Origin of the sequence: Chromobacterium sinusclupearum (genome assembly GCF_002902845.1) — a bacterium.
Taxonomy (GTDB): Bacteria; Pseudomonadota; Gammaproteobacteria; order Burkholderiales; family Chromobacteriaceae; genus Chromobacterium; species Chromobacterium sinusclupearum.
In genome coordinates, this window is the sequence record NZ_PPTF01000073.1 from 292706 (window position 1) to 317043 (window position 24338).

The window sequence follows — 24338 nt, forward strand, 5'->3', positions numbered from 1 at the left end:
CATAGAATGGACCACTCCCCCACTTAGCCTGGTCCGTCCATGACCCTGTCCCGTCTGTTATTCAGCTTTGTCACGCGCCACTGGCGCTCCTACATCCTGGCGGCGCTGATGTTGGCGACGGTGGCGGTGCTGACAGTCATGATCCCGCGCCAGGTGGGCCACATCGTGGATGCGCTGGTGGCGCGCAAGCTGTCCGGCGACGAGCTGCTGGGGCAGCTGGCCTGGCTGCTGGGCATGGGCCTGGCCATCTATTTCCTGCGCGTGGGCTGGCGGCTGCAGCTGTTTTCCGTGTCCTACCAGCTGGGCGTGGAGCTGCGCACCCGGCTCTACAAGCAGCTGTCGCGCCAGGGGCCGGGCTTTTTCCAAAGCCAGCGCACCGGCGATTTGATGGCGCTGGCCACCAATGACATCGACTCGGTGGAAATGGCCGCCGGCGAGGCCATGCTGGCCGGCTTCGACGGCGCGCTGTCCCTGGTGCTGGTGCTGGGCATGATGACGCTGGGCGTGGACTGGCGGCTGGCGCTGGCCGCGCTGCTGCCGTTTCCCTTCATGGCCTGGGCCTTCTCCCGCATCGCCAAATACATCCACCATCACTGGGACGAGGCGCTGAAGCGCTTCGGCAAGCTCAACAATCACGTGCAGGAAACGCTCAGCGGCGTGCGCACGCTGCGCGCGCTGGGGCTGGAAGCGCGCAACGACGCCGAGCTGGCGCAACTGGCCGAGGCTGCCGCTCACAGCAGCTTCGAGGCGCAGCGCGGAGAGGCGGCGTTCGAGCCGGTGGTGGGCGTATCCCTGGTTTCCGCCACCGCCATCGCGCTGACGGTGGGCGGCTATCTGGTATGGCATGGCCAGCTGACCATAGGCGCGCTCACCAGCTTCAATATGTATCTGGTGCAGCTGATCTGGCCGATGTTCGCCGCCGGCTGGGTGCTGTCGCTGCTGCAGCGCGGCTCCGCCGCCTGGCAGCGGCTGCAACCGACGCTGGACGCCGAGCTCGATGTGGCGGACAGCGGCACCCGCGCCGATCTGACGCCCGGCGCCCTGCATTTCGACAAGCTGACTTTCCACTACGCGCCGGACGCCGCCGCCGCGCTGCGCCAAGTGTCCATAGACCTGCCGCCAGGCCGCACGCTGGGCGTGGTCGGCCCCACCGGCAGCGGCAAGTCCACGCTGCTGAAGCTGCTGCTGCGGCAATACCCGCTACAGCAAGGCAATATCCGCTGGAACGGCGTGGACATCGCCGACTACCGCCTGGCGACGCTGCGCAGCGCCATCAGCTGGGTGCCGCAGGAGGCCTTCCTATTCTCCGCCAGCGTGGCGGAAAACATCGCGCTGGCGCGGCCGGAAGCCAGCCAGGCAGAGATAGAACGCGTGGCGCGGCTGGCGGCGGTGCACGAGGACATCCTGCGCCTGCCCCAAGGCTACAACACGCCCGTGGGCGAAAAAGGCGTGGCCCTGTCCGGCGGCCAGCGCCAGCGCGTCGCCATCGCCCGCGCCCTGCTGGCCGACGCGCCGCTGTTGCTGCTGGACGACGCCTTGTCCGCGGTGGACACCCAGACCGAGACGCAAATCCTGCAACACCTGCGCGAGGCGCGGCGCGGCCGCAGCGTCATCATCGTCAGCCACCGCCTGTCCGCCGTAGCCGACGCCGACCACATCATCGCGCTGCACCACGGCCACATCGCCGAACAAGGCAGCCACGAGCAACTGCTGCAAGGCGATGGCTGGTACGCCAGCCAGTGGCGCTATCAACAACTGGAGGCCAGCCTCGATGAAATCTGACGCCACCCGCACCCAAACCCGCGAGGCCGTCGCCCTGTTGACCGACGCCGCCCGCCCCGACTTGAACCATCTGTGGCGCGGCGGCGGCTGGCTGCTGATCGCCGCCCTGCTGGAAGCGGCCGCCCCCTTGCTGGGCAAGATCTTCATCGACAGCTATCTGCTGCCGCACCGGCTGGAATGGGGCGCCATCGCCGGCCTGCTGGCCGGCAGCCTGCTGCTGGGCGTGGCGGCCGCCGTGCTGCGCTACCAGCAGCTGGTGCGGCTGGCCGGCGTGGCCATGCGCGCGGTGGTTCGGCTGCGCGAGCGCGTGTACGGCCATGTCATACGCCTGCCCATGGCCTTTTTCGACCAAGCCATCACCGGCCAGCTGGTCAGCCGCGTCACCAACGACACCGAGTCGGTCAAAGCGCTGTATGTGCAGGCGCTGTTCGTCATCCTCAACAGCAGCATCGTGGTGCTGGGCGCGCTGGCGGCCATGGCCTGGCTGGACTGGCGGCTGATGCTGGTGACGCTGCTGCTGTTCCCGGCCACATTCGCCATCATCTGGCTGTACCAGCGGCTCAGCGCGCCGTCGGTGGCGCGCGCGCGCGCCCTGCGCAGCGACATCAACGCGCAGATGGCGGAGTCGATCGCCGGCATCTCCGTGCTGCAAGCCAGCAATGCCGAGGGCCGCTTCATCGGCCGCTTTGACGACACCAACCAGCGCTATTACCAGGCGCGGCTGCGCGAGCTGAATGCCAACGCCTGGCTGCTGCGTCCGGCGCTGGACCTGCTCAACGTGCTGCTCTTGATCGCCGTGATCTACAGTTACGGCGCGCGCGAGCTGGGCGGCGTGGAAATCGGCGTGCTGTACGCCTTCGTCGGCTATATCGGCCGCGTGGTGGAGCCGCTGATCCAGATCACGCTGCAGTTTGGCCAGCTGCAGCAGGCCGTAGTGGCGGCCAGCCGCGTCAGCCACCTGCTGCGGGAGCCCGCCGCGCAGCAGCCCGGCGCAGACGGCCGCATCGCCGCCGGCGCGGTCAGCTTCCGCCAGCTGACTTTCGGCTACCAGCCGGAACACCCGGTGCTGCACGAGCTGAGCCTGGAGATACCAGCCGGCGGCTTCGTCGGCATCGTCGGCCATACCGGCAGCGGCAAGTCCACCCTGCTGTCGCTGCTGCTGCGCTTCTACCGGCCGCAGCACGGCGACATCCTGATCGACGGCCAGCCGCTGGAATCCATCAGCGACGCCGCCTTCCGCGCCGGCATCGGCCTGGTGCCGCAGGACCCGTTCCTGCTGGCGGCCAGCGCGCGGGAAAACATCGACATGGGGCGCGGCCTGTCGCAACAGGCCATCGAGGACGCCGCCCGCGCCGCCGACGTGCACGAGTTGATCCTGTCGCTGGAAAATGGCTACGACAGCGATATGGGCGAAAGCGGCGCGCGGCTGTCCAGCGGCCAGAAGCAGCTGATCGCCATCGCCCGCGCCTTGGCAGGCAAGCCGCGCATCCTGCTCTTGGACGAAGCCACCTCGCACATCGACAGCGAAACCGAACAGCTGGTGCAGCAGGCGCTGACGCGGCTGGCCGGCAAGATCACGCTGATCTCCATCGCCCACCGCCTGTCCACGATACGCGACGCCGACACCATCATCGTGCTGAACCACGGCCGCATCGCCGAAACCGGCGACCACGAACAGCTGATGCGGCTGGGCGGCATCTACCAGCGGCTATATCTGTTGCAGCAGCTGCAGACGGAGGAAACCGCATGAACATCGACGCCTCCGCGCCGAGATAGCCGCCATCATGCGGTTGAACGCGTATGCTCAAAATGAAACATAAAGACCCAGAGACCTCCGCCGCGATGAAACCTATTATTTGCCTTCTCACAGCGGGCATGTTGTTGTCTGCCCTGCCCTGTCGCGCCGACGACGGCAAGGACCTCGACTTGTCCATCAGCACGGAGCTGATGACCCGCAAGACCGACTACGGCAACTCGTCGCGGCTGCAGCCCAGCGTGGACATGCAGTACCGCACCCGCTTCGGCGCCCTGTACATCCAGGACGGCGAAGGCGGCTGGGCGCTGCCGGCGCCGGGCGGCTGGGTGTCGCTGGGCGTGGCCAGCGAGCCGGCGTGGAGCCTGGGCGGCGGTGTGTCGCAGAGCCTGGCGCTGGCGCGCTACGGCTTCGACCTGCCGCGCGACGGCAGCCTGTCCTTCGGCTACGCCAGCCGCATCGGCAGCAGCCATCCGGGGCAACTGCTGGCGGCCACGCTGGACGCGCCGCTGGGCGACTGGATGGGACAGAAATTCTCGGTGCTGGGCTGGGCCAGCCTGGCCAACCAGAAACGCCGCCTGGGCTTGAATCACAGCGATGACGGCCCCGGCTGGCAGCTGGAGCAGAGCAATCTGCTGCTGGTGATGTCGCATCCGCTCGCCAAGCACTGGACGCTGGACCTGGGCGCCGGCAGCCGCTGGGCGGCCGAGAATACCGGCAGCCACACCGCAGGCTGGCAAACCCTGCTGGGCTTCACCTGGAAACTGTGATGCGTTTCGACCCGCTGCCGGCCGCCGCCTGCCTGATAGACAGCCATTGCCACCTAGACGCGCCGGAGCTGCGGCCGGATATCGACGGCGTGGTGGCGCGGGCGCAGGCAGCCGGCGTCGGCCAGTTGCTGGTGCCAGCAGTGACGGCCGGCAATTTCGACGACGTGCTGGCGATGCGCCAACGCTACGGCTGCTGGATCGCCTTCGGCCTGCACCCGATTTATCTGAGCCAGCATCTGGACGATCACTTGGCTCTGCTCGACGCCGCGCTGGCGGCGCATGCGCCGGTGGCCGTCGGTGAAATCGGCCTCGATTTCTATCTTCCCGAGCTGGACCCGATGCGGCAGGAGGCGCTGCTGGTGGAGCAACTGAAGCTGGCGCGCAAGCACGGCCTCCCGGCGGTGCTGCATGTGCGCCGCTCGGTGGACCGAGTGCTGAAGCATTTGCGCGAGCAAAAGGTGGAAGGCGGCATCGCGCACGCCTTCAACGGCAGCGAACAACAAGCCCAGGCCTTCATCCGCCAGGGCTTCAAGCTGGGTTTCGGCGGCGCGATGACCTACAGCGGCTCGCGCCGCATCCGCCAACTCGCCGCCACCTTGCCGCTGTCCAACCTGGTGCTGGAAACCGACGCGCCGGACATCCGGCCGGAATACGCCCAGGACGTCCCCAACGAGCCGGCGCAGCTGGCGCGCTTTGTCGCCGTGCTGGCCGAGTTGCGCGGCATGGAGGTCTCCCCGCTGCGAGACGCGCTCTACGCCAACACGCTGGCGGCGCTGGGATGGACTTGAACCTGGCTCCCATCAGCCGTGCCGCACTGTCGCGGATTCAAAATCCAGGACCATCATGCAAAAACCCCGGCGCATGGCCGGGGCTTGGGATGCGCGTGACCCGCAGCCGGCTCAAGTACGGAAGCGCTGCAGGCAGGCGTCCAGCTCATGCGACAAAGCCTGCAGCTCGCTGGCCAGCGCGCTGGCCTCGCCGGCCGCTTCCGTGGTCTGGCCATTCATCTGCGCGATCTGCTCGACATTGCGCGCCACCTCCTGGCTGGCCAGGCTCTGCTCCTTGATCGCATTGGCGATGTCGGCGATGCGGTGCACCGAATGCTCGGCCAGCTCGCGGATCTGCTGCAGCGCATCCGCCACGCTGGAAGCGCTGACTACGCCGGTTTCAATCTTGTCATTGGCCTGCTGCATGCTCTGATAGGCGCGCTGGGTATCGGCCAACACGCCGTCGATATGGCCGGAAATCTCGGTGGTGGCCTGGCTGGTGCGTTCGGCGAGCTTGCGCACTTCGTCCGCCACCACGGCGAAGCCGCGGCCCATTTCGCCGGCGCGCGCCGCCTCGATGGCCGCGTTCAGCGCCAATAGATTGGTCTGATCGGCGATGTCGTGGATCACCCGCACGATGTCGCCAATGTCGGCGGAGCGCTGGTTCAACCCGTCCATCACGGTAGCGGTCTCGGTGATGGTGCTGGCAATCTGGCGGATCTCGCCGGCTGCCTTCTGCGCCAGCTCGCTGCCTGTTGTGGCCTGCTCCATCGTCTGCCGCGCCTGCCGCTCCACATCCTGGGTGCTGTCCGCCACCAGATTGATGCTGACCGACATCTGCTCGATGGCGGCCGCGCCGCTGGATGCGGCCTCAGACTGATGCGCCGACGCAGACGACACATGCTCGCTGACGACATTCAGCTGATTGGCCGCCTTGGCCAACTGCGCCGAATGGCCCTGCGACTCCACCACCACCGCGCGCACGCTGTCCACCAGCTTGGCCAATGAGGCGGCGGCGCTGCCCAGCTCGTTGTTGCCGAAATCCGGCAATTGCAGCCGTAGATTGCGCTTGTCCGCCAGCTCCTGATTGGCATCGCGCATCTGCAGCAAGGGTTGGCGGATGGAGGAGATGATGTACCAGGCGATCAGCACGCCTATCACCAGCGCCGCGATGATCTCGGCCAGCATCTGGCTGCGCACGCTGGCGGCCGTGGCATTGATCTCGTCGTCCAGCAAGCCCACCGCATCCGCGGCGTTCTTGCCCAGCACATCCACCACGCCTTCCATCTGGTGGATATTGTCCTTGTACTTTTCCAGCTCGTGGTTGGCATCGGCCGTGGCGGCGAGCTGTTTGCCCTCCACCTGCGACGACACCTTGCCGAAACCGTCGACATAACCGCCAAGCAGGCCGGACAGTTTGGACAATTGCTGAGAGGCCTCATCGTTCAGCGGATGGGTGCCGGCCTGGCTGATCGCCTGTTGCGCGTCGGCCTGCGCTTTTTTCCATTTTTCCAGGTACTCGGCGCGCTTGCCGTCGTTGGCGATATTGATGAAGTAGTCTTTTTCGAAACGCCGCAGATTGCCCATGTCGCGCTGCAGTCTGACAATGTCGGTATAAAAGGCCAGCTCGTGCGAAGTGACGTCTTCCGCCCGCGCCGAAATCTTGCCCAGACCCAGTTGCGCCAACAACCCGGTGAGAATGAGCGCCGCCAACAGCAGCGCAAAGCCAAGCGTAATCCTGGCCGCGATAGACAAATTCCGCATGGTAATTCCCCATACCCAATAGAGTGAATGCCGGCCGGGCTGTACCCGGTCTCGTTATATGCTGCGATTCTAGATGAGGGCCGCCACAGGCGGCCACACGCCATATCACCAGCGGGAACATTCACGCGTTAGTAGTATCCAAAAGCCCAAAAAAAAACCGGCAGCATGGGCTGCCGGACTTTTCGCCTTGTCCATTTACCTCAAGCGCGCTGCTTGAAGCTCCTGGCAAATCCCAATACGCAGATAAAGAATAGTGTACTAATCAGAACTTCACACCATGCCAATCTCTGCGCCAGGCCGTGGTCGGCCCAACCCCTCATCACGCCTTCGGTGAAGAAACCCAGGATGAACATGCTGGACCATTGGTAGGTATACAGCCGCCCGGCCAGGATGCCACGCAAGGGCAGCAGCAATAGCAGCGCCTTGAACGCCAGGAAGGAGCCGCCCGGACGCAGCGGCGCCAGCCACAGCTCCCAAGCCAGGGTCAGCAAGATCAGGACGATCAGCGCGGCGGACGCGCCTTGGCGGAAATGCTCGCGGCTCATGGCGCGGGCTCGGCCTGGGCGCGCCGCGCCTTGCGCTCCATCAGCGCGGCCACCAGCACGCCGGCCTCGTACAACAGCCACAGCGGCACCGCCAGCATGGTCTGCGACAGCACGTCCGGCGGCGTGACGATGGCGGCGATCACAAAGGCGCCGACGATGACATAAGGCCGCGCCTCGCGCAGCTTGGCCACCGACACCACGCCCATCCGCGTCAGCACTACCACGATCACCGGCACCTCGAAGGTGGTGCCGAAAGCCATGAACATACCCAGCACGAAGGACAAGTATTTATCGATGTCCGTCATCATGCTGACGCCGGCCGGCGTCACCGCCGACATGAAATGGAACACCACCGGGAACACCAGGAAATAGGCGAAGGACATGCCCACCAGAAACAGTACCAAGCTGGCCAGCACCAGCGGCAGAACCAGCTTCTTCTCGTGGGCGTACAGCCCCGGCGCGACGAAGGCCCAGACCTGGTACAGGGTATGCGGCAGCGAGATCAAAAACGCCGCCAGCATGGTCAGCTTCATCGGCACGAAGAAGGTGGAAGTCACCTCGGTGGCGATCATGCTGCCGCCGTGCGGCAAGGCGTCCAAGAGCGGCTTCGCCAACAGATGGTAAATATCCGATGACCAGTGGAACAGGCCCAGAAAAACCAGGGCGATGCCCAGCAGGGCGCGCACCAGCCGGGTGCGCAGCTCGATCAGATGCGCGAGCAGCGGTTGTTCGTTCATTGGTGGGCTTGCGGAGGAGTTTCGGTTTTGGGCGCCGCGCTACTGCGCGGCGGCATGTCGTCGAACAGGTCCAGCTGATTCTCGTCGCGCGGCGGCGGCGCGTCAGCCGGCTCCGGCGCGGCGCTTTCGGCCGTCGATGCCGCTTCCGTTGCCGGCGCGGCGTCTTCCGGGACGATGCCGCCGTGTATGGTGCGCTCGGCCTCGTGGAACGGCTCCGCCGCCTGCTCGGCCAGATTGCGGGCCTCGGCGGAATGGTGGTCCAGCGCGTCGCGCACCTGCTGCACCTCGGATTCCAGCTGGCCGCGGAAGCTGTGCGCAGCGTCCTGCAGGTCCTGGCGTATGCTGTCCAGTCCCTGCAGATTGGCCTGGTGCTGGATATCCGCCTTCATCGTGGCCACGAAGCGCTGCGCGCGCGCCACCAGGGCGCCCACGGTGCGCGCCACGGCCGGCAGCCTCTCCGGCCCCAGCACCACCAGGGCCACCACGCCGATCAGGACGAATTCGCCAAAGCTGATGTCAAGCACGCCGCGTCACCATCCGGGTTTATTTCTTGTCGGCTTCGCCGTCGATGATGCGGCCGGCGTCCTTGGCCGGCGGCTGGGCATCCTTGGCGCCCTCGTTCATGCCTTCCTTGAAGCCCTTGACCGCGTTGCCGAGGTCCTTGCCGATGTTGGGCAGCTTCTTGGTGCCGAACACCAGTACCACGATCAGCAGCACGATCAGCCAGTGCCAGATGCTCAGAGAACCCATTGTGACTCTTCCTTATTCATGAAACAGACGCCGGATCGCATCCCGGCGCGAAGCCGAAAAACGCGTCAGCCCTTGTGGCCGAACACGTGAACGTGAAGATGGAACACTTCCTGGCCGCCGCCGCGGCCGGTATTGATGCCGGTCTTGAAGCCGGACTCCAGGCCCTGCTCCCTGGCCAGCTTGGGGGCCAGCGTCAGGATCTTGCCCAGCACCGCCTCATGCTCCGGGCCGCAGTGGGCCAAGGAGTCGACGTGCAGCTTGGGAATGATCATGAAATGCACCGGCGCGATCGGACGGATGTCGTGGAAGGCCAGCACATCGTCATCTTCGTAAACCTTGTTGGCGGGAATCTGGCCCGCCACGATCTTGCAGAAAAGACAATCGCTCATCGAATTCAATCCATCATCAAGTGGTTTTGCGCGAGGCTTTTTCGTCCAGCCCGGAGATGCCTTCGCGGCGATGCAGCTCCATCACCACGTCTTCGGGACGCAAGCCATGATATGTCAACAGCACCATGGTATGGAACCACAGGTCGGCCACTTCGCGCACCAGATGCAGCTTATCCTTGTCCTTGGAAGCCAGCAGCGTCTCCGCCGCCTCCTCCGCCACCTTTTTCAGGATGGCGTCCTCACCCTTGTGAAACAGCGAAGCAACATAGGAAGACTGCGGGGCGGCCTCGCGTCGGGCTTCCAGCGTGTCGGCGATATTTTTCAACACATCCGGGGTCATATCGATATCCTTTGCGCCGAAATCCGGCGATTATGCGGCACGGGCATGGCGCGGAGATGACAGCGCGGCCCGGCCGGTCATTGTAACCCGTCCATCGCGGGCAGCGTTGACCGGCGGCAACTCAGCCGTGGTAAATGCTGTGCGGGTCTTTCAGCACGGCATCCACCGTCAGCCAGGCGCCGTTCTCGAAACGGCGGTAAAAACAGCTCTGTCTTCCGGTGTGACAGGCGATGCCGCCCATTTGTTCGATCTGCATCACAATCACGTCGCCGTCGCAGTCCAGGCGCAGCTCCTTCACCGTCTGCAAATGGCCGGACTCCTCGCCCTTTTTCCACAGTTTTTGCCGCGAACGGCTCCAGTAGTGGGCAATGCCGGTGTCGGCGGTCAGCTGCAGGCTTTCGCGGTTCATCCACGCCACCATCAGCACCCGGCCGCTGGCGGCGTCCTGGGCGATGGCGGTGACCAGGCCCTTGTCGTCCCATTTGACTTCGTCCAGCCAGCTCATAGCCTCACCTCAATGCCGGCGGCGCGCATGGCCTGCTTGGCCTCGCTCACCGTGTATTCGCCGAAATGGAAGATGCTGGCGGCCAGCACCGCGTCGGCGTGGCCTTCTTTGACGCCATCGACCAAATGCTGCAGGTTGCCGACGCCGCCGGAGGCGATCACCGGAATGCCCACCGCGTCGGACACGGCGCGCGTCAGCGGCAGATTGAAGCCGGCCTTGGTGCCGTCGCGGTCCATGCTGGTCAGCAGGATTTCGCCGGCGCCCAGCGCCTGCATCTTGCGCGCCCATTCGACGGCGTCCAGCCCAGTGCGGTTGCGGCCGCCGTGGGTGAAGATTTCCCAGCGGTCGTTTTCCGGCGTCACCGCCTTGGCGTCCAGCGCCACCACGATGCACTGGTTGCCGAAGTGGTCGGACGCCTCGCGCACGAACTCGGGGTTGGTGACCGCGGCGGTATTGATGCTGACCTTGTCGGCGCCGGCGTTCAGCAGGCGGCGGATGTCGGCGATGCTGCGCACGCCGCCGCCGACGGTCAAGGGAATGAATACCTGCTCCGCCACCGCCTCGATGACGTGCAGAATGATGTCGCGCTGGTCGGAGCTGGCCGTGATGTCGAGGAAGGTCAGTTCGTCGGCGCCCTGCTCGTTGTAGCGGCGGGCGATTTCCACCGGGTCGCCAGCGTCGCGCAGGCCCAGGAAATTGACGCCCTTGACCACGCGGCCGGCGGTCACGTCCAGGCAGGGGATGATGCGTTTGGCAAGCATGTAACTATCCAGAAAACTTCAGCCAGAAAACTTCAGGCACGCCAAGCGGCGGGGCCAGCCCGCCGTTTGGCGCGATCAGCCGGGTTTAGCCGGCCAGTTCGTCCGCCAGCGTCTGCGCGGCGGCGAAGTCTATGCTGCCTTCGTAGATGGCGCGGCCGGTGATGGCGCCTTCGATGCCCTCGGCCTCCACCTCGCACAGCGCGCGGATGTCGTCGAGGTTGGTCAGGCCGCCGGAGGCGATCACCGGGATGGTCAGCGCCTGCGCCAGCTTGACGGTGGCCTCGATGTTGACGCCCGTCATCATGCCGTCTCGGCCGATGTCGGTGTAGATCACCGAGTTGACGCCGTAGTCCTCGAAGCGCTTGGCCAGATCAACCACATTGTGGTTGGTGATCTTGGCCCAGCCGTCGATCGCCACCATGCCGTCCTTGGCGTCCAGGCCAACAATGACCTGGCCGGGGAAGGCGTCGCAGGCGTCGTGCAGGAAGCCCGGCGTCTTCACCGCGGCGGTGCCGATGATCACGTAGGACAAGCCCATGTCGAGGTAGGCCTCGATGGTGTCCAGGTCGCGGATGCCGCCACCCAGCTGCACCGGCATGTCCTCGCCGACCTCGCCGAGGATGTCGCGGATCACCGACAGGTTTTTCGGCTTGCCGGCGAAAGCGCCGTTCAAGTCCACCAGATGCAGTCGGCGCGCGCCCTGGTCGCGCCAATGGGCGGCAACCTTGACCGGATCGTCGGAGAAAATGGTGGCGTCGTCCATTGCGCCCTGTCTCAGGCGCACGCACTGACCGTCTTTCAGGTCTATCGCGGGTATCAGCAGCATGGTGCTAGGTGTGTGGGTAAGTTAAACATTGCCGTCCCAAGCCAGGAAATTCTTCATCATCTGAAGTCCGGCGCGGTGGCTCTTTTCGGTGTGAAACTGCGTGGCGAATATGTTGCCACGCCCGACGATACAGGCAAACCGCTGCGGATATTCGCTCTCCGCCAGCGTCAGCGCCGCGTCGGCCGGCGCAAAGTGATAACTGTGCACAAAGTAAAAACGCTCGCCATCGACAATGCCGGCGAACATCGGGTGGGACTGAGTCTGGTAGACCTGGTTCCAACCCATGTGCGGCACTTTCAGCCGCTCGCCGCCGGCGGTGAGATCGTCGGCAAACCGCAGCACCTTGCCCGGAAACAGGCCCAGGCCGGCGGTATCGCCCTCTGCGCTATGTTCAAACAATAGCTGCGCGCCTACGCAGATTCCAAAAAACGGCTTGCTCTGCGTAGTTTCACGGACGGCGTCCGCCAGACCGTGGCGGTTCAGCTCGCGCATGCAGTCCGGCATCGCGCCCTGGCCGGGGAAGACCACCTTGTCGGCCTGGACCACGGCATCCGGATCGCGGGTCAGGAAAATATCGGCGCCGATGTCGTTGACGGCCTGCAGGGACTTCAGCACCGAGTGCAGATTGCCCATGCCGTAATCAATCACTGCGACTTTCATGCGGAGAGCGTCCCCTTGGTGGACGGCGTGATGCCGGCCATGCGCTCATCGCGCTCACAGGCCATGCGCAGCGCGCGGCCGAAGGCCTTGAAGATGGTCTCGGCCTGGTGGTGGCTGTTGTGGCCACGCAGATTGTCGATATGCAGCGTGCTCATGCTGTGATTGACGAAGCCGTGGAAAAACTCCGAGAACAGGTCCACATCGAACTGGCCGATGCTGGCGCGGGTGTATTCGACGTTGTAGACCAAGCCGGGGCGGCCGGACAAGTCGATCACCACGCGGGACAGCGCTTCGTCCAGCGGCACATAGGCATGGCCGTAGCGGCGGATGCCCTTCTTGTCGCCGATGGCCTTGGCAAAGGCTTGGCCCAGGGTGATGCCGATGTCTTCCACGGTATGGTGGGCGTCGATGTGCAGGTCGCCCACGGCCTGGACGTCGAGGTCGATCAAGCCATGGCGGGCGATCTGATCCATCATGTGGTCGAGGAAGGGCACGCCGGTTTCAAAGCGGCCGACGCCGGTGCCGTCCAGATTCAGCGTGACGGTGATCTGGGTTTCCAGCGTATTGCGGGTGACAGTTGCGGTTCTCATGGCTTCAGGCAAAAAAACGTTGAATGGCGGACAGCAGGGCCGCGTTCTGGTCTGGGCTGCCCACGGTCAGGCGCAGGCAGTTGTCCAGCAGCGGATGGCTGCCGTGCAGCTGCTTGATCAGGATGCCGCTCGCTTTCAGATGCTGGTACAGCGCAACGGCGTCCGGCGCGCGGACGGTGACGAAGTTGGCCTCGGACGGGAACGTCGTCAGCGCCGGCAGCGCGGCCAGCGCTGCGGACAGTTTCGCGCGTTCGGCGCGCAGCTCGGCCGCCTGGCGGTTGAACACCTCCAGATGCCGCAACGCGAAACGCGCGGCGGCGAGGGTCAGCACATTGACGTTGTACGGCGGCCGCACTTTGTTCAGTTCGGCAATCCACGCCGGACAGGCCGCGGCGTAGCCGAGGCGGATGCCGGCCAAGCCCAGCTTGGACAGCGTGCGCATCACCAGCAGGTTGTCCAGCTCGCCGGCCAGGTCCATGAAGCTGTCGGAAGCGAAGCTCTGGTAAGCCTCGTCCACCACCACCAGGCCCGGCGCGGCGCGGCAGATCGCCAACACCTCGTCGCGGGCGTAGCGCGGACCGGTGGGATTATTGGGATAGGACACGAACACCACCGCCGGCTGCTCGCGCTCGATGGCTTCCAGCATGGCGGACAGATTCAGCGTGAAATCGTCGTTCAGCGGCACGCCGACGTACTGCAGGCCGGAGAACAGCGCGTTCATCTTGTACATGACGAAGGACGGCTCCAGCGCCAGCAGCTTGGCGCCGGGACGCGCCAAAGCCTGCGTGATCAGCGTGATCAGCTCGTCCGAGCCGTTGCCCAGCACGATGTCGGCGCCGGCGGGAATGGCAAACGCCGCGCGCAGTTCGTCCTTCAGGCCGCCGCCATTGGCGTCCGGATAGCGATTCAGCGCAACCTGGGCCAGTTCGGCGGCCAGTTCGTGCTGCAGTTCCACCGGCAGCGGCCACGGGTTTTCCATCGCGTCCAGCTTGATGTAGCCGGTGGCGTCGGCCACATGATAGGCGCCGATGGCGGTGATCTCGTCGCGGACGAGTTGCTTGGCGGTCAGTTTGGTCGTCATGGTCTGCCTGGCGGCGCGAAAGCGCCGTAATGTGCCCGTAAACGGGCAAAAGGCCATCGTAACCCGTCGGCGCGCCACGGGCTACTGCCTTGCGCCCGCTCGGCCGCGCCTGTTGCGGCGCGGGCACGGGTTCTCAATTCAAGAGCGGAGGACAAAATCCAGCCATGCGGCGGAGGCAAGACGCCATACCGCTTCAGGACTGCGGTTCTGCGCCTCCATCCAGCCGCAGCTCGGCGGCGCGGGCGTGGGCGGTCAGCCCCTCGCCATGGGCCAGCAGGCTGGCGATGCGCCCCAGCTTCTGCGCGCCGGCCTGCGATACGCGGATCAGGCTGCTGCGCTTCTGGAAGTCGTACACGCCGAGCGGACTGGCAAAGCGAGCAGTGCGGCTGGTCGGCAGCACATGATTCGGGCCGGCGCAGTAATCGCCCAGGCTTTCCGAAGTGAAGCGGCCCATGAAGATGGCGCCGGCGTGGCGCAGTTGCGGCAACAAGGCATCCGGTTCGGCCACCGACAGTTCCAAGTGCTCCGGCGCGATGTAGTTGGCGATCTCGCAGGCCTCGGCCAGGTCGCGCACCTGAATCAGCGCGCCGCGGTTGCCCAGGCTGGCCTCGATGATGGCGCGGCGCGGCATGGCCGGCAGCAGCTTGGCGATGCTGGCTTCCACGCGGGCGATGTAGTCGGACGACGGGCACAGCAGGATGGCCTGGGCGATCTCGTCGTGCTCGGCCTGGCTGAACAGGTCCATCGCCACCCAGTCCGGGTCGGTGTCGCCGTCGCAGATCACCAGGATTTCGGACGGGCCGGCCACCATGTCGATGCCGACCACGCCGAACACGCGGCGCTTGGCGGCCGCGACATAAGCGTTGCCTGGGCCGGTGATCTTGTCCACCTGCGGGATGGTTTCGGTGCCATAGGCCAGGGCCGCCACTGCCTGGGCGCCGCCACAGGTAAAGACCTTGTCGACGCCGGCGATATAGGCCGCGGCCAGCACCAGATCATTGCGCTCGCCGCCCGGCGTCGGCACCACCATGATGATTTCGGCTACGCCGGCCACCTTGGCCGGCAGCGCGTTCATCAGCACCGAACTCGGATAAGCCGCCTTGCCGCCGGGCACGTAGATGCCGACGCGGTCCAGCGGCGTCACCTGCTGGCCCAAGAGCGTGCCGTCTTCGTCTTCATAGCTCCAGGAATGCGCCAGCTGCTTTTCGTGGTAGCGGCGCACCCGCTCGGCGGCGGCGGACAGTGCGTCGCGCACCTCGGCAGGCAGCCGCTGCCAAGCGGCTTCCAGCTGCGCGCGAGACAGCGTCAAATCGGCCATGCTCTGCGCCTGCATGCGGTCGAAACGGTTGGTGTACTCCACCAGCGCCGCGTCGCCGCGATGATGGACATCGGCGCAGATGGATGCCACGGCGGCGTCCACTGCCGGGTCCTGCGCGGTTTCGAAAGCCAGCAGCGCTTTCAGGCGCTCGGCGAAGTCGGGCTGGGAAGATGACAGTTTCAACATAATGATTCTCTGATGCGTGGAGCCTGAACAAGGGGCAACGCCGGCCGAAGACGATCGGTTGACCGTCATTCAGCCGGCATGCGGATGGATCAGGCCGGCACGGCGCCGGCGAAGGCGTCCAGCACCGGCTGAATCGCGTCGTATTTGAGCTTCAACGCGGCCTGATTCACCACTAGGCGCGAGCTGATGTCGATGATGTGTTCGACCGCCACCAGCTTGTTGGCGCGCAGCGTGCCGCCGGTGGAGACCAGGTCGACGATGGCGTCGGCCAGACCGACCAGCGGCGCCAGCTCCATCGAGCCGTACAGCTTGATGATGTCGACGTGGACGCCCTTCTTGGCGAAGTGCTCGCGGGCGATCTGCGGATACTTGGTGGCGATCTTCAGGCGCGCGCCCTGGCGGACGGCGGCGTCGTAATCGTAGCCTTCCTTCACCGCCACCATCATCCGGCATTTGGCGATGTTCAAATCCAGCGGCTGGTACAGGCCCGCGCCGCCGTGCTCGATCAGCACGTCGCGGCCAGCGATGCCAAGATCGGCCGCGCCATATTGCACATAGGTGGGCACGTCTGAGGCGCGCACGATCACCAGCTGCACCTCCGGGTGGTTGGTGCCGATGATGAGCTTGCGCGAGGATTCGGGTTTTTCCGCCGGCTCAATGCCTGCGGCGGCCAGCAAAGGCACGGTCTCTTCAAAAATACGGCCCTTGGACAGGGCGATGGTCAGCTTCATGATGTTCTACTGCAAAGGATTTAAATAAGTGCCGGCCGCTCAGCCGAACATGGCGCGGCGTTCGCGCTCAAGAAAGCCGACATAGCGCTGGATCATGGTTTCCATCTTCGGCGTCAAATTCAGATAGGAACACCCGATCCGCATCGCCTCGGTGTCATTGCGCAGCCGCGAGGCCAGACGATGGCGCACCTCGATGCCGATCTGCAAAACGCCTATCGGTTTCAGATCCAAGGTGCATTTATGGTACTGCTGGCCGATGTCGAACCCGAGCGTGCTGACATCCGGCAGCCACAGACTCATGCCGCCCACGCTGATATCGAACAGCGCCAAGTCTATCGCGCGCTGGCCATAATCCTCGACATGGCAGAACACCGGCGTGCCCAGCGGCGTCTGGATGCGGAAGAACTCGCGGCGCTGCAGCTTGATCACCTGCTCCGGCAGGTCCGCGGCAAAGGCCGGCTGGCCATCCACGATCACCTTGCTCAAGGCACCGGTGACAAACTGCGTCTTCACACCGTCCGGCGAGCACACGAAAACATTGCGTTCGCTGCCAAGCACCTGGTTGTTGGACTCTTCCTCGGCGCCCCAGTCGACAGTGAACACCCCATTTTTGAAATCGACGTCCAGAATCTTCGTCAGAATGAAGTTTTTCCCCTTGTTGGAGAAAATCGTCACCATATGGCCATGTTTGGCAATATTCGTCAGATGCTGGGCGATCTCGGCCGGCGATGTCATCGTAAATTTGGCCAAGTCCAACGACTGATGCGTACTGGCTGGACTCACCGAGGTTTTATCGTCGCTCACGATTTCGTGACCCCATTTTTAGATAATGCACTTCTCCGATACGCCAAGTTTAGCGCATCAACTGCTTGATATCATAAGCGAGGCTCGCGGAAGGCGTGCCATAGGCCTCGAACACCCGCAATCTCCCCTCCCGGTCCAGCAAATACGAGCCTGAGCTATGGTCCACGCTGTAGCTGCCACCCGGCGTCGGCACCTGCTGCGCCACCACCTTGTACTGCTTTTTCACTTTCTCGATCTGCTCGGCCGTGCCGGTCAAACCGATGAAGCGCTTATCGAAGTATGGCACGTAACCGGCCAACACTTTGGGCGTATCGCGCTGCGGATCGACGCTGACGAACAACACCTGCACCTTGTCGGCATCTTCGCCCAACTGCTTCATCACCGAAGCATATTCCAACATCGTGGTCGGGCACACGTCTGGACAATGGGTGTAACCGAAGAACAATGCCACCACCTTGCCCTTGAATTCGTCCAGGCTGCGCGGCTGGCCATGGAAGTCGGTCAGCGTGAAGCCCCCGCCCATGGATTCGTCGTTGATCGCCGTGCCTTTGAAGTCGATGGCGGGCGGCGCGCAGGCGGACAGCGCGGCGAGAGTGAAAAGCGCTAGCAGGAGTCGCAGTATCTTCAGCATCAGGAAAAGGGAATCAGCCAGTAGTGATCAAATAACAAGGCCGCGAACAACCCAGCCAGATACCAGATCGACCAGGTGAACACGCGGCGCGCCAGGGTGTGAGCATACTGGCGATGCAGACGGACGGCAAGAAACAACAACCTGCCGTTCAGCGCTCCCGCCGCAGCGAGATAAATCCAGCCAGCCTGCCCCAGCGCGGCCGGCAAGAGCGTGATGGCGGCAAGCAAAACGCTGTACAGCACAATCGACAAGGTGGTGTAGCGCTGGCCATGCGTGACCGGCAACATCGGCAAGCCGGCCCGCGCGTAGTCGTCGCGGCGGTAAAGCGCCAGCGCCCAAAAATGCGGCGGCGTCCAGGCATAGATGATCAGGAACAGCACCAGCGCGAAGGCGCTGACTTCTCCGGTCACGGCCGCCCACCCCAGCACCGGCGGCATGGCGCCGCTGGCGCCGCCGATCACGATGTTCTGCGGCGTCAGCGGCTTGAGCAGCAAGGTGTAAACCACCGCGTAACCGACAAAAGTGCCCAGGGTCAGCCAGGCAGTCAACGCATTGCAGCAGACGATCAGCAAGGCCAAGCCGGCTGCGCCCGCCAGCAGCGCAACCAGCAAGGTTTGCGCCACGCCGACCTCCCCGGTGACGGTAGGACGCCAGGCGGTGCGGCGCATTCTGGCATCCAGCCCGCGCTCTACCAGGCAATTGACCATGGCCGCCGCGCCGGCCACCAACGCTATGCCCAGCGTGGCCGGGATGACAACTCGGGCATCCGGCAAGCCGGCGCTGGCCAGAAACATGCCGATCACCGCGCAGAACACAATCAGCGCCACCACTCTGGGCTTGGCCAACTGCCACAGCGCCTGGCCCTGGCGACGCCACAACGGCAGGCCGAGCGCGTTCATCGCCCCTCTCCCGGCCGGCTCAGCCGCCCTGACAGCGGTAACGGCAGATGAATCCCGCGCCGCTGCGCCGCCGGCACATGCAGACGCGACAGCAACAGCAGCGCCGCCATCAGCAATAGCGCCGCGCCGGCGTTATGCGCCACCGCAATCGGCAAGGGCAGCTGCCACATCACATTGGCGATGCCCAGCCCCACCTGCAGCCCCCAGGCCGCGCCCAAGCAAACCAGATGCCGTCTCAAGCCTGGCTCGCGCCAGCCTCGGGCCAGCAAGGCCAATACCAGCAGCGAAACCAGCAGCGCCCCCAAACGATGCAGCCAGTGTATGGTTACCAGGCTGGAGAATTCCAACAGACTGCCATCCGGCGCCTGGCCCAGCTCGCGCACGACATGGAAAGCCTGATCAAAGCGCAGCGCCGGCCACGCCTGGCCGTTGCATGCCGGAAAACCCTGACAAGCCAGGGCTGCGTAATTGCTGGACACCCAGCCGCCCAGCAGCAGCTGCAGCAGCAAGGCGGACACCAGCCAGCCGGCCAGCCGGCGCAGCGCAAGCGGAACGCGTATCGGCGCGAATGCGGGCGAAAGCGCCATCCAGGCCAGAATCTGCAGCACCGCCATGCCGCCTAGCAGATGGGAGGTGACGATGGCGGGCCGCAGCAGCAAGGTTACGGTCCACATGCCCAGCATGGCCTGCAAGGCCACCACCGCCAATAAGAGACTCGCCGGCAAGCGCTGGCGCCGCTCGCGCCAGGCCCGCCAAGCAATCAGCGCGATCAGAGTGGCGAGGCTGCCGGCGAGGTAACGATGGAGCATCTCCTTCCAGGCCTTGCCCAGGCTGACCGGCCCCTGCGGCGACATGGCCTGAGCCTGGCCTATGCTGTCGGCGGCATGCGCGGGAGAGATGTGGCCATAGCAGCCGGGCCAGTCCGGGCAGCCCAAGCCGGCATGGGACAATCTGACATAGGCGCCGAACGGCACCACGATTGCGGCCAGCAGCAAAGCCGCCCAAATCAGTCTTCGCATGGCAAGGGTCCCCCTCATTGCTCAGCGCATCGGCCGGTCGGCCACTGACGGAAATTTTTGAACGGGCGCTTACAACCCGTTATTCACCTTCAACACACTGGCCACTTCATCGATGATCCGCCGCGGATCGGCGCCGTCGCGGTAAAACATCACCTGGTTGCCCAGCGGATCGACCAGATAGAAACCCTGGCTGCCAGCGGGCAGCGCATGCGCCGGCGAGTGCTGCAAGCGGTACGGCACATCCAGTGCCGCCGGGCGGGCCGACACCACCAGCGCCACGCGCGTCAGCCGCTCCGCCGCCTCTCCCTGCGCCTTCTGAATCTGGCTCATCGCATGCCAGCGCTGACGGCAACGATCGCGGCAATCGGCGCTCAGCGCCGAAACCAGCACCCATTTGCCGCGCGGCCATTCCGGGCTGGCCGCGGCGACAAACGGCCGCGTCGGCAGCAATTGCCCATAACTGGCGCCGCCGCCGGGCGGCAGCAGGAGATACGCCAACCATGCCGCCAAGACCGGCGCCAGACACAGCAGCCCCATGCCCAGCAAGGCCGCCCGGCCGCGGTCAATGGATTTCATGGCGCCGTCTCCACAATAGCCACCACAAGCCGCTCAGGCACACGCCCAGCAGCAGCCATTGCACCGCGTAGGCATAGTGCTTATCCGGCAGGAACTCCGGCACCACCGGCCAATGCAGCAAGGGATCGGGCGAGGTTTCCAACACCACCACGCCCTGGAACCAGTGCCCGGGATAATGGCTGCGCAGCGCCGACTCATCGACTTGGTCGACCGGGCCGGCAAAACCCTTTACCGCGCCGGACAGCACGAAATGGTGAGGCGTCGGCATCCGATAGCCCTGCGGCTGAATCTGCTGCGGAGAGAACGTCGGCAGCTTGACGCCATCAACCAGCCAGCCCAGATCCAGCAGCACCAGCGAGCGGTCAAGGCCTTGCCGCCAAGGCTGAAGAATGCGGCGGCCGCTCTGGCCGGCCAGATAGCTGTTGCGCAATTCGATCACCGGCCCGGCCGGTTCGGCCTGGATCAAACGCACCCGGGTGAACTCCGGCGGCGGCTCGGCATCGCGATACACCAGCGTCACCGGCGCGGTGCTCATCGCGTTGGTCAACGATCGCAGCAAGGCCTCCTTGTCTTGCCCCCGCTGCCACTGCCATACTGCCAAGGCGTAGGGCAGCAAGACGATGAGCAGCAGCATGCCCCATAGCAGCCGCTGCCATCTTGGCTCTTGCTTTTGCTCCTGATCGGAATGAGATGAGGATACGGTCATGAAACTCGTCATCCTGTTGTTGCTTGCCTGTATTGTCCTGGCCCTGTTCTGGGGATTGACCGGACTGATGAAAGCCGAACACGGCTCGCAACGTCTGGTCCGCTCTTTGACCCTGCGGGTCGGCTTGTCCATCGGCCTGTTTCTGCTGCTGCTCTTGGGCGCCGTGTTCGGCTGGTGGCGCCCGCACCAGGTTTGAGCCGGCTCACAGCCAGTAAACGAAGATGAACAGCAGCAGCCACACCACGTCGACGAAGTGCCAATACCAACTGGCGGCTTCGAAGGCGAAGTGGTGGCTGGCGTCAAAATCGCCCTTCAGCGAACGCAGCCACACCACGAACAGGATGATCGATCCCAACAGCACATGCAGCCCGTGAAAACCAGTCAGCATGAAAAATGTCATGCCATAAGCGCCGGACGCCAGCGTCAGGTGCAGATGGCTGAAGGCGTGGCCATATTCGTGCAGCTGCAAGCCAAGGAACGTGAATCCGAGCAGCACCGTGAGAAACAGCCCCAGCTTCAATTGCCTGCGCTGGCCTTGCAGCAGCCCCCAGTGCGCCCAGGTGACTGTGGCGCCGGAACTCAGCAGGATCAGCGTATTCAGCGCCGGCAAGCCCCAGGGCTCCATCGCCTGATAGGCCTGGGTGATGCCCGGCCCGGTGGACAGCGGCCATGCGGCCTCGAAATCCGGATACAGCATCTTGTAATCGAGCGAGCCGAGCAACGGCACCGACACCGTGCGCACCCAGAACAGCGCACCGAAGAAGGCCCCGAAGAACATCACTTCGGAAAAAATGAACCAGCCCATGCCCCAGCGGAACGACATGTCCTCTCGCCCCAGATAGACGCCTAGCCGGTTTTCGCGGATCACATCACCAAACCATCCCACCAACATGAACACCAGTATCAGAAAGCCCAAAGCCAGCGACAGCTTGCCCAGCAGCATGCCGTTGACGGCAAACGCCGCGCCCAGGCCGATGCAGAACAGCGCCACCGCCCCCACCATGGGCCAACGCGACGGCTGCGGCACAAAATAACGATCCTGCTCCTCAACGCTTGCCATACCATTCCTCCTAGCGCGTTACCCAGGACACCAGCAACAACAGCGCGACAATCAACGCCAACATCAACAACAACGCGGTGACGATCAGCTGCCATGGTTTCAGCGACTGATCCTGCCGCGCGGCGTCGCCCTGGCGCACGCCGATGAATGCTCCCAACACCGCCTTTACGCCCTGTGTCCAGTTCATGACGCCCGGCCGTCCTGCCCCGGCACATCAAAGATGGTGTAAGCCAAGGTGATGCTGGTGATCGAAGCCGGCAACTTGCGGTCGATCACAAACACCACCGGGAAGGTTCGCGTCTGGCCAGGCGCGAAGCGTTGCTGAGTGAAACAGAAGCACTCCAGCTTCTTCACATACGCCCCGGCCTCAGCCGGCAAGTAGCGCGGCAAGGCCTGCCCCACCACCGTGTGCGGGCTGGCATTGGTGATTTGGTACTGCACCTGGACAAAAGTGCCAGGCTTGACCTTCAGATGCGTGGTCAGCGGCCTGACCTGCCAGGGCAGCCCGGCCTGCACAGTGGCATCGAAAGTCATGGCCACCGTTGCCGCCCCCGCGACCAGATCGTCCCGCTCCAACGCATCGGCCTTCACCACGTCGTTGAGGCCGGTCTGCTCGCAAACGATGCGGTACAGCGGAATCATCGCCCAGGCAAAGCCGAACATCATGGTGGCGATCAGCGCCAGCTTGCCTAGCAACTGGCGGTTGCGATGCAGGGTCCGGGTGGCATCCATGACAAGCACCCTAATGGCGCGGGTGCGCCCCGCCCTCCCGGTAAGACCGGATCACGCCGTTTTCGCCGCTCTCAATCTGCGGCGCCTGCTCGAAAGTATGGTACGGCGCCGGCGTCGGCAGCTCCCACTCCAAGGTATTCGCGCCTTCCCACGGCCGCTGCGGCGCCGGCTTGCCATAGCGCAGCGAGTGCAGGATGTTGAACAGGAAGATCAACTGGCCCAGGCCGAACATGAAGGCGCCGATGCTGGCGATCTGGTTGAATTGGGTGAACTGCAAAGCATAGTCCGGAATCCGCCGCGGCATGCCGGCCAAGCCCAGGAAATGCATGGGGAAGAAGGTGACGTTGAACCAGATCATCGACCACCAGAAATGGAACTTGCCCAGCCCCTCGTGGTACATCTTGCCGCTCATTTTGGGGAACCAGTAGTAGATGGCGGAGAACAGGCTGAACAGCGCGCCGGCCACCAGCACATAATGGAAATGTGCCACCACGTAGTAGCTGGCATGCAGCTGGATGTCCACCGCCGCCACGCTGAGCGTGATGCCGGACAAGCCGCCGATGGTAAACAACAAAATGAAGCCGATGGAGAACAGCATGGGCGTTTCAAAGGTCATGGCGCCCTGCCACATGGTGGCGATCCAGTTGAACACTTTCACGCCGGTGGGCACCGCGATCAGCATGGTGGCGTACATGAAAAACAGCTGGGCGGTGGCCGGCATGCCGGTGGCGAACATATGGTGCGCCCACACCATGAAAGACAGCACGCCGATGGAGCTGGTGGCGTACACCATCGAGGTGTAGCCGAACAGCGGCTTCCTGGCGAAGGTGGGAATCACCTGGCTGACGATGCCGAAGGCCGGCAGCGCCATGATGTAGACCTCGGGGTGGCCGAAGAACCAGAACACATGCTGGTACAGAATGGGGTCGCCGCCGCCGGCGGCATTGAAGAAGTGGCTGCCGAAATGACGATCGGCCAGCACCATGGTCACCACACCGGCCAACACCGGCATCACGGCGATGATCAGGTAGGCGGTGATCAGGCTGGCCCAGGCGAACATCGGCATCTTCATCATGGTCATACCGGGCGCCCGCAGATTCAGGATGGTGACGATGATGTTGATCGACCCCATGATGGAACTGATGCCCAGGATATGGATGGCGAAGATGGTCATGTCCATGCCTATGCCCATCTGCGTGGACAGCGGCGCATACAAGGTCCAGCCAGCCGCCGCGGCGCCGCCCGGCACCGCGAATGAAAGCAGCAACAGCAGCGCCGCCGGCGGCAGCAGCCAGAAGCTCCAGTTGTTCATCCGGGCAAAAGCCATGTCCGGCGCGCCTATCATCAAGGGCAGCATCCAGTTGGCCATGCCGGTGAAGGCCGGCATGATGGCGCCGAACACCATGATCAGGCCGTGCAGCGTGGTCAGCTGATTGAACAGCTCCGGCTGGAAGAAGCGCAGCCCGGGGCTGAACAGCTCGGCGCGGATGCATAGCGCCAGCACGCCGCCGGACAGAAACATGGTGAACGAGAACCACAGGTACATCGTGCCGATGTCCTTGTGGTTGGTGGCCATCAGCCAGCGCATGATGCCGTGCGGCTTGCCGTGGTGCGCGCCGCCGGCGTGAGTGGTTTCCGCGATTGCCATGACGCCGC

Annotated in this window: 30 protein-coding genes; 5 read left to right on the top strand and 25 right to left on the bottom strand. The window is 64.4% G+C overall.

The window, feature by feature from the left end; translation table 11 throughout:
• Positions 1-39 precede the first annotated feature (39 nt).
• The 4 genes from C2134_RS17105 to C2134_RS17120 all read left to right on the top strand — a co-directional run bounded on the left by C2134_RS17105 (position 40) and on the right by C2134_RS17120 (position 5093).
• A complete protein-coding gene (locus C2134_RS17105) occupies positions 40-1782 on the top strand; it encodes an ABC transporter ATP-binding protein (protein ID WP_103321309.1) in 1743 nt (580 codons plus the stop codon).
• Complete coding sequence (locus C2134_RS17110) at positions 1772-3532, top strand: ABC transporter ATP-binding protein (RefSeq protein ID WP_103321310.1); 1761 nt, start codon at positions 1772-1774, stop codon at positions 3530-3532. The genes C2134_RS17105 and C2134_RS17110 overlap by 11 nt, the downstream gene beginning before the upstream one ends.
• Positions 3533-3657: 125 nt before the next feature.
• A complete protein-coding gene (locus C2134_RS17115; protein ID WP_103321311.1) occupies positions 3658-4305 on the top strand; it encodes a hypothetical protein in 648 nt (215 codons plus the stop codon).
• Positions 4305-5093 (top strand): TatD family hydrolase, encoded by a 789-nt coding sequence (locus C2134_RS17120; protein WP_103321312.1) that lies wholly within the window; start codon positions 4305-4307, stop codon positions 5091-5093. The genes C2134_RS17115 and C2134_RS17120 overlap by 1 nt, the downstream gene beginning before the upstream one ends.
• 111 nt (positions 5094-5204) lie before the next feature.
• Here the strand turns inward: C2134_RS17120 and C2134_RS17125 are convergent, their stop codons facing one another.
• From C2134_RS17125 to C2134_RS17225, 21 genes are all read right to left on the bottom strand, one after another.
• A complete protein-coding gene (locus tag C2134_RS17125; protein ID WP_103321313.1) occupies positions 5205-6836 on the bottom strand; it encodes a methyl-accepting chemotaxis protein in 1632 nt (543 codons plus the stop codon).
• A gap of 200 nt (positions 6837-7036) precedes the next feature.
• Positions 7037-7381 carry a DUF2069 domain-containing protein gene (locus tag C2134_RS17130; RefSeq protein WP_103321314.1) on the bottom strand — a complete coding sequence of 115 codons (345 nt, stop codon included), beginning with the start codon at positions 7379-7381 and terminating at the stop codon, positions 7037-7039.
• The gene (tatC, locus tag C2134_RS17135; RefSeq protein ID WP_103321315.1) at positions 7378-8118 is read right to left on the bottom strand and encodes a twin-arginine translocase subunit TatC; all 741 of its coding nucleotides are present in this window, start codon (positions 8116-8118) and stop codon (positions 7378-7380) included. The genes C2134_RS17130 and tatC overlap by 4 nt, the downstream gene beginning before the upstream one ends.
• A complete protein-coding gene (gene tatB / locus C2134_RS17140) occupies positions 8115-8642 on the bottom strand; it encodes a Sec-independent protein translocase protein TatB (protein ID WP_103321316.1) in 528 nt (175 codons plus the stop codon). The genes tatC and tatB overlap by 4 nt, the downstream gene beginning before the upstream one ends.
• A gap of 19 nt (positions 8643-8661) precedes the next feature.
• Positions 8662-8868, bottom strand: a complete 207-nt coding sequence (gene tatA / locus C2134_RS17145; RefSeq protein ID WP_043620451.1) for a Sec-independent protein translocase subunit TatA — start codon at positions 8866-8868, stop codon at positions 8662-8664.
• Between the two features lie 65 nt (positions 8869-8933).
• On the bottom strand, positions 8934-9257 hold the full coding sequence (locus C2134_RS17150) for a histidine triad nucleotide-binding protein (RefSeq protein WP_043620454.1): 324 nt from the start codon (positions 9255-9257) through the stop codon (positions 8934-8936).
• A gap of 16 nt (positions 9258-9273) precedes the next feature.
• Positions 9274-9597, bottom strand: coding sequence for a phosphoribosyl-ATP diphosphatase (locus C2134_RS17155; protein WP_043620457.1), 324 nt, complete (start codon positions 9595-9597; stop codon positions 9274-9276).
• Positions 9598-9718: 121 nt separating this feature from the next.
• Positions 9719-10102: a phosphoribosyl-AMP cyclohydrolase gene (gene hisI, locus C2134_RS17160; protein ID WP_103321317.1), complete on the bottom strand. Its 384-nt coding sequence runs from the start codon at positions 10100-10102 to the stop codon at positions 9719-9721.
• Positions 10099-10863, bottom strand: coding sequence for an imidazole glycerol phosphate synthase subunit HisF (gene hisF, locus C2134_RS17165; RefSeq protein ID WP_103321318.1), 765 nt, complete (start codon positions 10861-10863; stop codon positions 10099-10101). Before hisF ends, hisI begins: the two co-directional genes overlap by 4 nt.
• Before the next feature lie 85 nt (positions 10864-10948).
• The gene (hisA, locus tag C2134_RS17170) at positions 10949-11689 is read right to left on the bottom strand and encodes a 1-(5-phosphoribosyl)-5-[(5-phosphoribosylamino)methylideneamino]imidazole-4-carboxamide isomerase (protein WP_103321319.1); all 741 of its coding nucleotides are present in this window, start codon (positions 11687-11689) and stop codon (positions 10949-10951) included.
• Positions 11690-11710: 21 nt separating this feature from the next.
• Positions 11711-12349 carry an imidazole glycerol phosphate synthase subunit HisH gene (gene hisH / locus C2134_RS17175; RefSeq protein ID WP_103321320.1) on the bottom strand — a complete coding sequence of 213 codons (639 nt, stop codon included), beginning with the start codon at positions 12347-12349 and terminating at the stop codon, positions 11711-11713.
• A complete protein-coding gene (gene hisB, locus C2134_RS17180; protein WP_043621386.1) occupies positions 12346-12939 on the bottom strand; it encodes an imidazoleglycerol-phosphate dehydratase HisB in 594 nt (197 codons plus the stop codon). The genes hisH and hisB overlap by 4 nt, the downstream gene beginning before the upstream one ends.
• A gap of 4 nt (positions 12940-12943) precedes the next feature.
• Entirely contained in the window at positions 12944-14020 is a 1077-nt protein-coding gene (hisC, locus tag C2134_RS17185) for a histidinol-phosphate transaminase (RefSeq protein ID WP_103321321.1), read from the bottom strand.
• Between the two features lie 193 nt (positions 14021-14213).
• Entirely contained in the window at positions 14214-15524 is a 1311-nt protein-coding gene (gene hisD, locus C2134_RS17190; RefSeq protein WP_103321322.1) for a histidinol dehydrogenase, read from the bottom strand.
• Positions 15525-15613: 89 nt separating this feature from the next.
• Positions 15614-16255 (bottom strand): ATP phosphoribosyltransferase, encoded by a 642-nt coding sequence (hisG, locus tag C2134_RS17195; protein ID WP_043621395.1) that lies wholly within the window; start codon positions 16253-16255, stop codon positions 15614-15616.
• A gap of 39 nt (positions 16256-16294) precedes the next feature.
• Positions 16295-17059 carry a flagellar brake protein gene (locus C2134_RS17200; RefSeq protein WP_233196490.1) on the bottom strand — a complete coding sequence of 255 codons (765 nt, stop codon included), beginning with the start codon at positions 17057-17059 and terminating at the stop codon, positions 16295-16297.
• A 49-nt stretch (positions 17060-17108) separates the two neighbouring features.
• Entirely contained in the window at positions 17109-17690 is a 582-nt protein-coding gene (locus tag C2134_RS17205) for an SCO family protein (RefSeq protein ID WP_103321323.1), read from the bottom strand.
• Positions 17690-18589 carry a heme o synthase gene (locus C2134_RS17210; protein WP_103321324.1) on the bottom strand — a complete coding sequence of 300 codons (900 nt, stop codon included), beginning with the start codon at positions 18587-18589 and terminating at the stop codon, positions 17690-17692. Before C2134_RS17210 ends, C2134_RS17205 begins: the two co-directional genes overlap by 1 nt.
• Entirely contained in the window at positions 18586-19608 is a 1023-nt protein-coding gene (locus C2134_RS17215; protein WP_103321325.1) for a COX15/CtaA family protein, read from the bottom strand. Before C2134_RS17215 ends, C2134_RS17210 begins: the two co-directional genes overlap by 4 nt.
• A 69-nt stretch (positions 19609-19677) precedes the next feature.
• On the bottom strand, positions 19678-20184 hold the full coding sequence (locus C2134_RS17220) for a redox-active disulfide-containing membrane protein (RefSeq protein WP_103321326.1): 507 nt from the start codon (positions 20182-20184) through the stop codon (positions 19678-19680).
• Positions 20171-20890, bottom strand: coding sequence for an SURF1 family protein (locus tag C2134_RS17225; protein ID WP_158248799.1), 720 nt, complete (start codon positions 20888-20890; stop codon positions 20171-20173). Before C2134_RS17225 ends, C2134_RS17220 begins: the two co-directional genes overlap by 14 nt.
• Between C2134_RS17225 and C2134_RS17230 the strand changes: the two genes are divergently transcribed.
• On the top strand, positions 20889-21086 hold the full coding sequence (locus tag C2134_RS17230) for a DUF2909 domain-containing protein (RefSeq protein ID WP_103321328.1): 198 nt from the start codon (positions 20889-20891) through the stop codon (positions 21084-21086). The genes C2134_RS17225 and C2134_RS17230 overlap by 2 nt on opposite strands.
• A 6-nt stretch (positions 21087-21092) precedes the next feature.
• On the opposite strand, the gene C2134_RS17235 is transcribed toward C2134_RS17230, so the two are convergent.
• From C2134_RS17235 to ctaD, 4 genes are read right to left on the bottom strand one after another with little or no spacing between them, the layout of a single operon-like run.
• On the bottom strand, positions 21093-21950 hold the full coding sequence (locus C2134_RS17235; RefSeq protein WP_103321329.1) for a cytochrome c oxidase subunit 3: 858 nt from the start codon (positions 21948-21950) through the stop codon (positions 21093-21095).
• Between the two features lie 10 nt (positions 21951-21960).
• The gene (locus C2134_RS17240; protein WP_103321330.1) at positions 21961-22137 is read right to left on the bottom strand and encodes a DUF2970 domain-containing protein; all 177 of its coding nucleotides are present in this window, start codon (positions 22135-22137) and stop codon (positions 21961-21963) included.
• Positions 22134-22682, bottom strand: a complete 549-nt coding sequence (locus C2134_RS17245) for a cytochrome c oxidase assembly protein (RefSeq protein ID WP_103321331.1) — start codon at positions 22680-22682, stop codon at positions 22134-22136. The genes C2134_RS17240 and C2134_RS17245 overlap by 4 nt, the downstream gene beginning before the upstream one ends.
• Positions 22683-22692: 10 nt before the next feature.
• Positions 22693-24330, bottom strand: a complete 1638-nt coding sequence (gene ctaD / locus C2134_RS17250) for a cytochrome c oxidase subunit I (protein WP_103321332.1) — start codon at positions 24328-24330, stop codon at positions 22693-22695.
• Between the last annotated feature and the right edge of the window lie 8 nt (positions 24331-24338).

What these genes read in the sequence shown, in the direction of transcription:
- C2134_RS17225 (WP_158248799.1), bottom strand. Translation starts at nt 20,890, where the DNA reads ATGACCGTATCCTCATCTCATTCCGATCAGGAGCAAAAGCAAGAGCCA.
- C2134_RS17125 (WP_103321313.1), bottom strand. Translation starts at nt 6,836, where the DNA reads ATGCGGAATTTGTCTATCGCGGCCAGGATTACGCTTGGCTTTGCGCTG.
- hisI (WP_103321317.1), bottom strand. Translation starts at nt 10,102, where the DNA reads ATGAGCTGGCTGGACGAAGTCAAATGGGACGACAAGGGCCTGGTCACC.
- hisD (WP_103321322.1), bottom strand. Translation starts at nt 15,524, where the DNA reads ATGTTGAAACTGTCATCTTCCCAGCCCGACTTCGCCGAGCGCCTGAAA.
- C2134_RS17150 (WP_043620454.1), bottom strand. Translation starts at nt 9,257, where the DNA reads ATGAGCGATTGTCTTTTCTGCAAGATCGTGGCGGGCCAGATTCCCGCC.
- C2134_RS17130 (WP_103321314.1), bottom strand. Translation starts at nt 7,381, where the DNA reads ATGAGCCGCGAGCATTTCCGCCAAGGCGCGTCCGCCGCGCTGATCGTC.
- C2134_RS17115 (WP_103321311.1), top strand. Translation starts at nt 3,658, where the DNA reads ATGTTGTTGTCTGCCCTGCCCTGTCGCGCCGACGACGGCAAGGACCTC.
- hisB (WP_043621386.1), bottom strand. Translation starts at nt 12,939, where the DNA reads ATGAGAACCGCAACTGTCACCCGCAATACGCTGGAAACCCAGATCACC.
- hisC (WP_103321321.1), bottom strand. Translation starts at nt 14,020, where the DNA reads ATGACGACCAAACTGACCGCCAAGCAACTCGTCCGCGACGAGATCACC.
- C2134_RS17105 (WP_103321309.1), top strand. Translation starts at nt 40, where the DNA reads ATGACCCTGTCCCGTCTGTTATTCAGCTTTGTCACGCGCCACTGGCGC.
- C2134_RS17210 (WP_103321324.1), bottom strand. Translation starts at nt 18,589, where the DNA reads ATGAACGCGCTCGGCCTGCCGTTGTGGCGTCGCCAGGGCCAGGCGCTG.
- ctaD (WP_103321332.1), bottom strand. Translation starts at nt 24,330, where the DNA reads ATGGCAATCGCGGAAACCACTCACGCCGGCGGCGCGCACCACGGCAAG.
- C2134_RS17235 (WP_103321329.1), bottom strand. Translation starts at nt 21,950, where the DNA reads ATGGCAAGCGTTGAGGAGCAGGATCGTTATTTTGTGCCGCAGCCGTCG.
- C2134_RS17155 (WP_043620457.1), bottom strand. Translation starts at nt 9,597, where the DNA reads ATGACCCCGGATGTGTTGAAAAATATCGCCGACACGCTGGAAGCCCGA.
- tatC (WP_103321315.1), bottom strand. Translation starts at nt 8,118, where the DNA reads ATGAACGAACAACCGCTGCTCGCGCATCTGATCGAGCTGCGCACCCGG.
- hisG (WP_043621395.1), bottom strand. Translation starts at nt 16,255, where the DNA reads ATGAAGCTGACCATCGCCCTGTCCAAGGGCCGTATTTTTGAAGAGACC.
- C2134_RS17215 (WP_103321325.1), bottom strand. Translation starts at nt 19,608, where the DNA reads ATGCGAAGACTGATTTGGGCGGCTTTGCTGCTGGCCGCAATCGTGGTG.
- hisH (WP_103321320.1), bottom strand. Translation starts at nt 12,349, where the DNA reads ATGAAAGTCGCAGTGATTGATTACGGCATGGGCAATCTGCACTCGGTG.
- C2134_RS17220 (WP_103321326.1), bottom strand. Translation starts at nt 20,184, where the DNA reads ATGAAATCCATTGACCGCGGCCGGGCGGCCTTGCTGGGCATGGGGCTG.
- C2134_RS17245 (WP_103321331.1), bottom strand. Translation starts at nt 22,682, where the DNA reads ATGGATGCCACCCGGACCCTGCATCGCAACCGCCAGTTGCTAGGCAAG.
- hisF (WP_103321318.1), bottom strand. Translation starts at nt 10,863, where the DNA reads ATGCTTGCCAAACGCATCATCCCCTGCCTGGACGTGACCGCCGGCCGC.
- C2134_RS17230 (WP_103321328.1), top strand. Translation starts at nt 20,889, where the DNA reads ATGAAACTCGTCATCCTGTTGTTGCTTGCCTGTATTGTCCTGGCCCTG.
- tatA (WP_043620451.1), bottom strand. Translation starts at nt 8,868, where the DNA reads ATGGGTTCTCTGAGCATCTGGCACTGGCTGATCGTGCTGCTGATCGTG.
- hisA (WP_103321319.1), bottom strand. Translation starts at nt 11,689, where the DNA reads ATGCTGCTGATACCCGCGATAGACCTGAAAGACGGTCAGTGCGTGCGC.
- C2134_RS17120 (WP_103321312.1), top strand. Translation starts at nt 4,305, where the DNA reads ATGCGTTTCGACCCGCTGCCGGCCGCCGCCTGCCTGATAGACAGCCAT.
- C2134_RS17240 (WP_103321330.1), bottom strand. Translation starts at nt 22,137, where the DNA reads ATGAACTGGACACAGGGCGTAAAGGCGGTGTTGGGAGCATTCATCGGC.
- C2134_RS17110 (WP_103321310.1), top strand. Translation starts at nt 1,772, where the DNA reads ATGAAATCTGACGCCACCCGCACCCAAACCCGCGAGGCCGTCGCCCTG.
- C2134_RS17205 (WP_103321323.1), bottom strand. Translation starts at nt 17,690, where the DNA reads ATGCTGAAGATACTGCGACTCCTGCTAGCGCTTTTCACTCTCGCCGCG.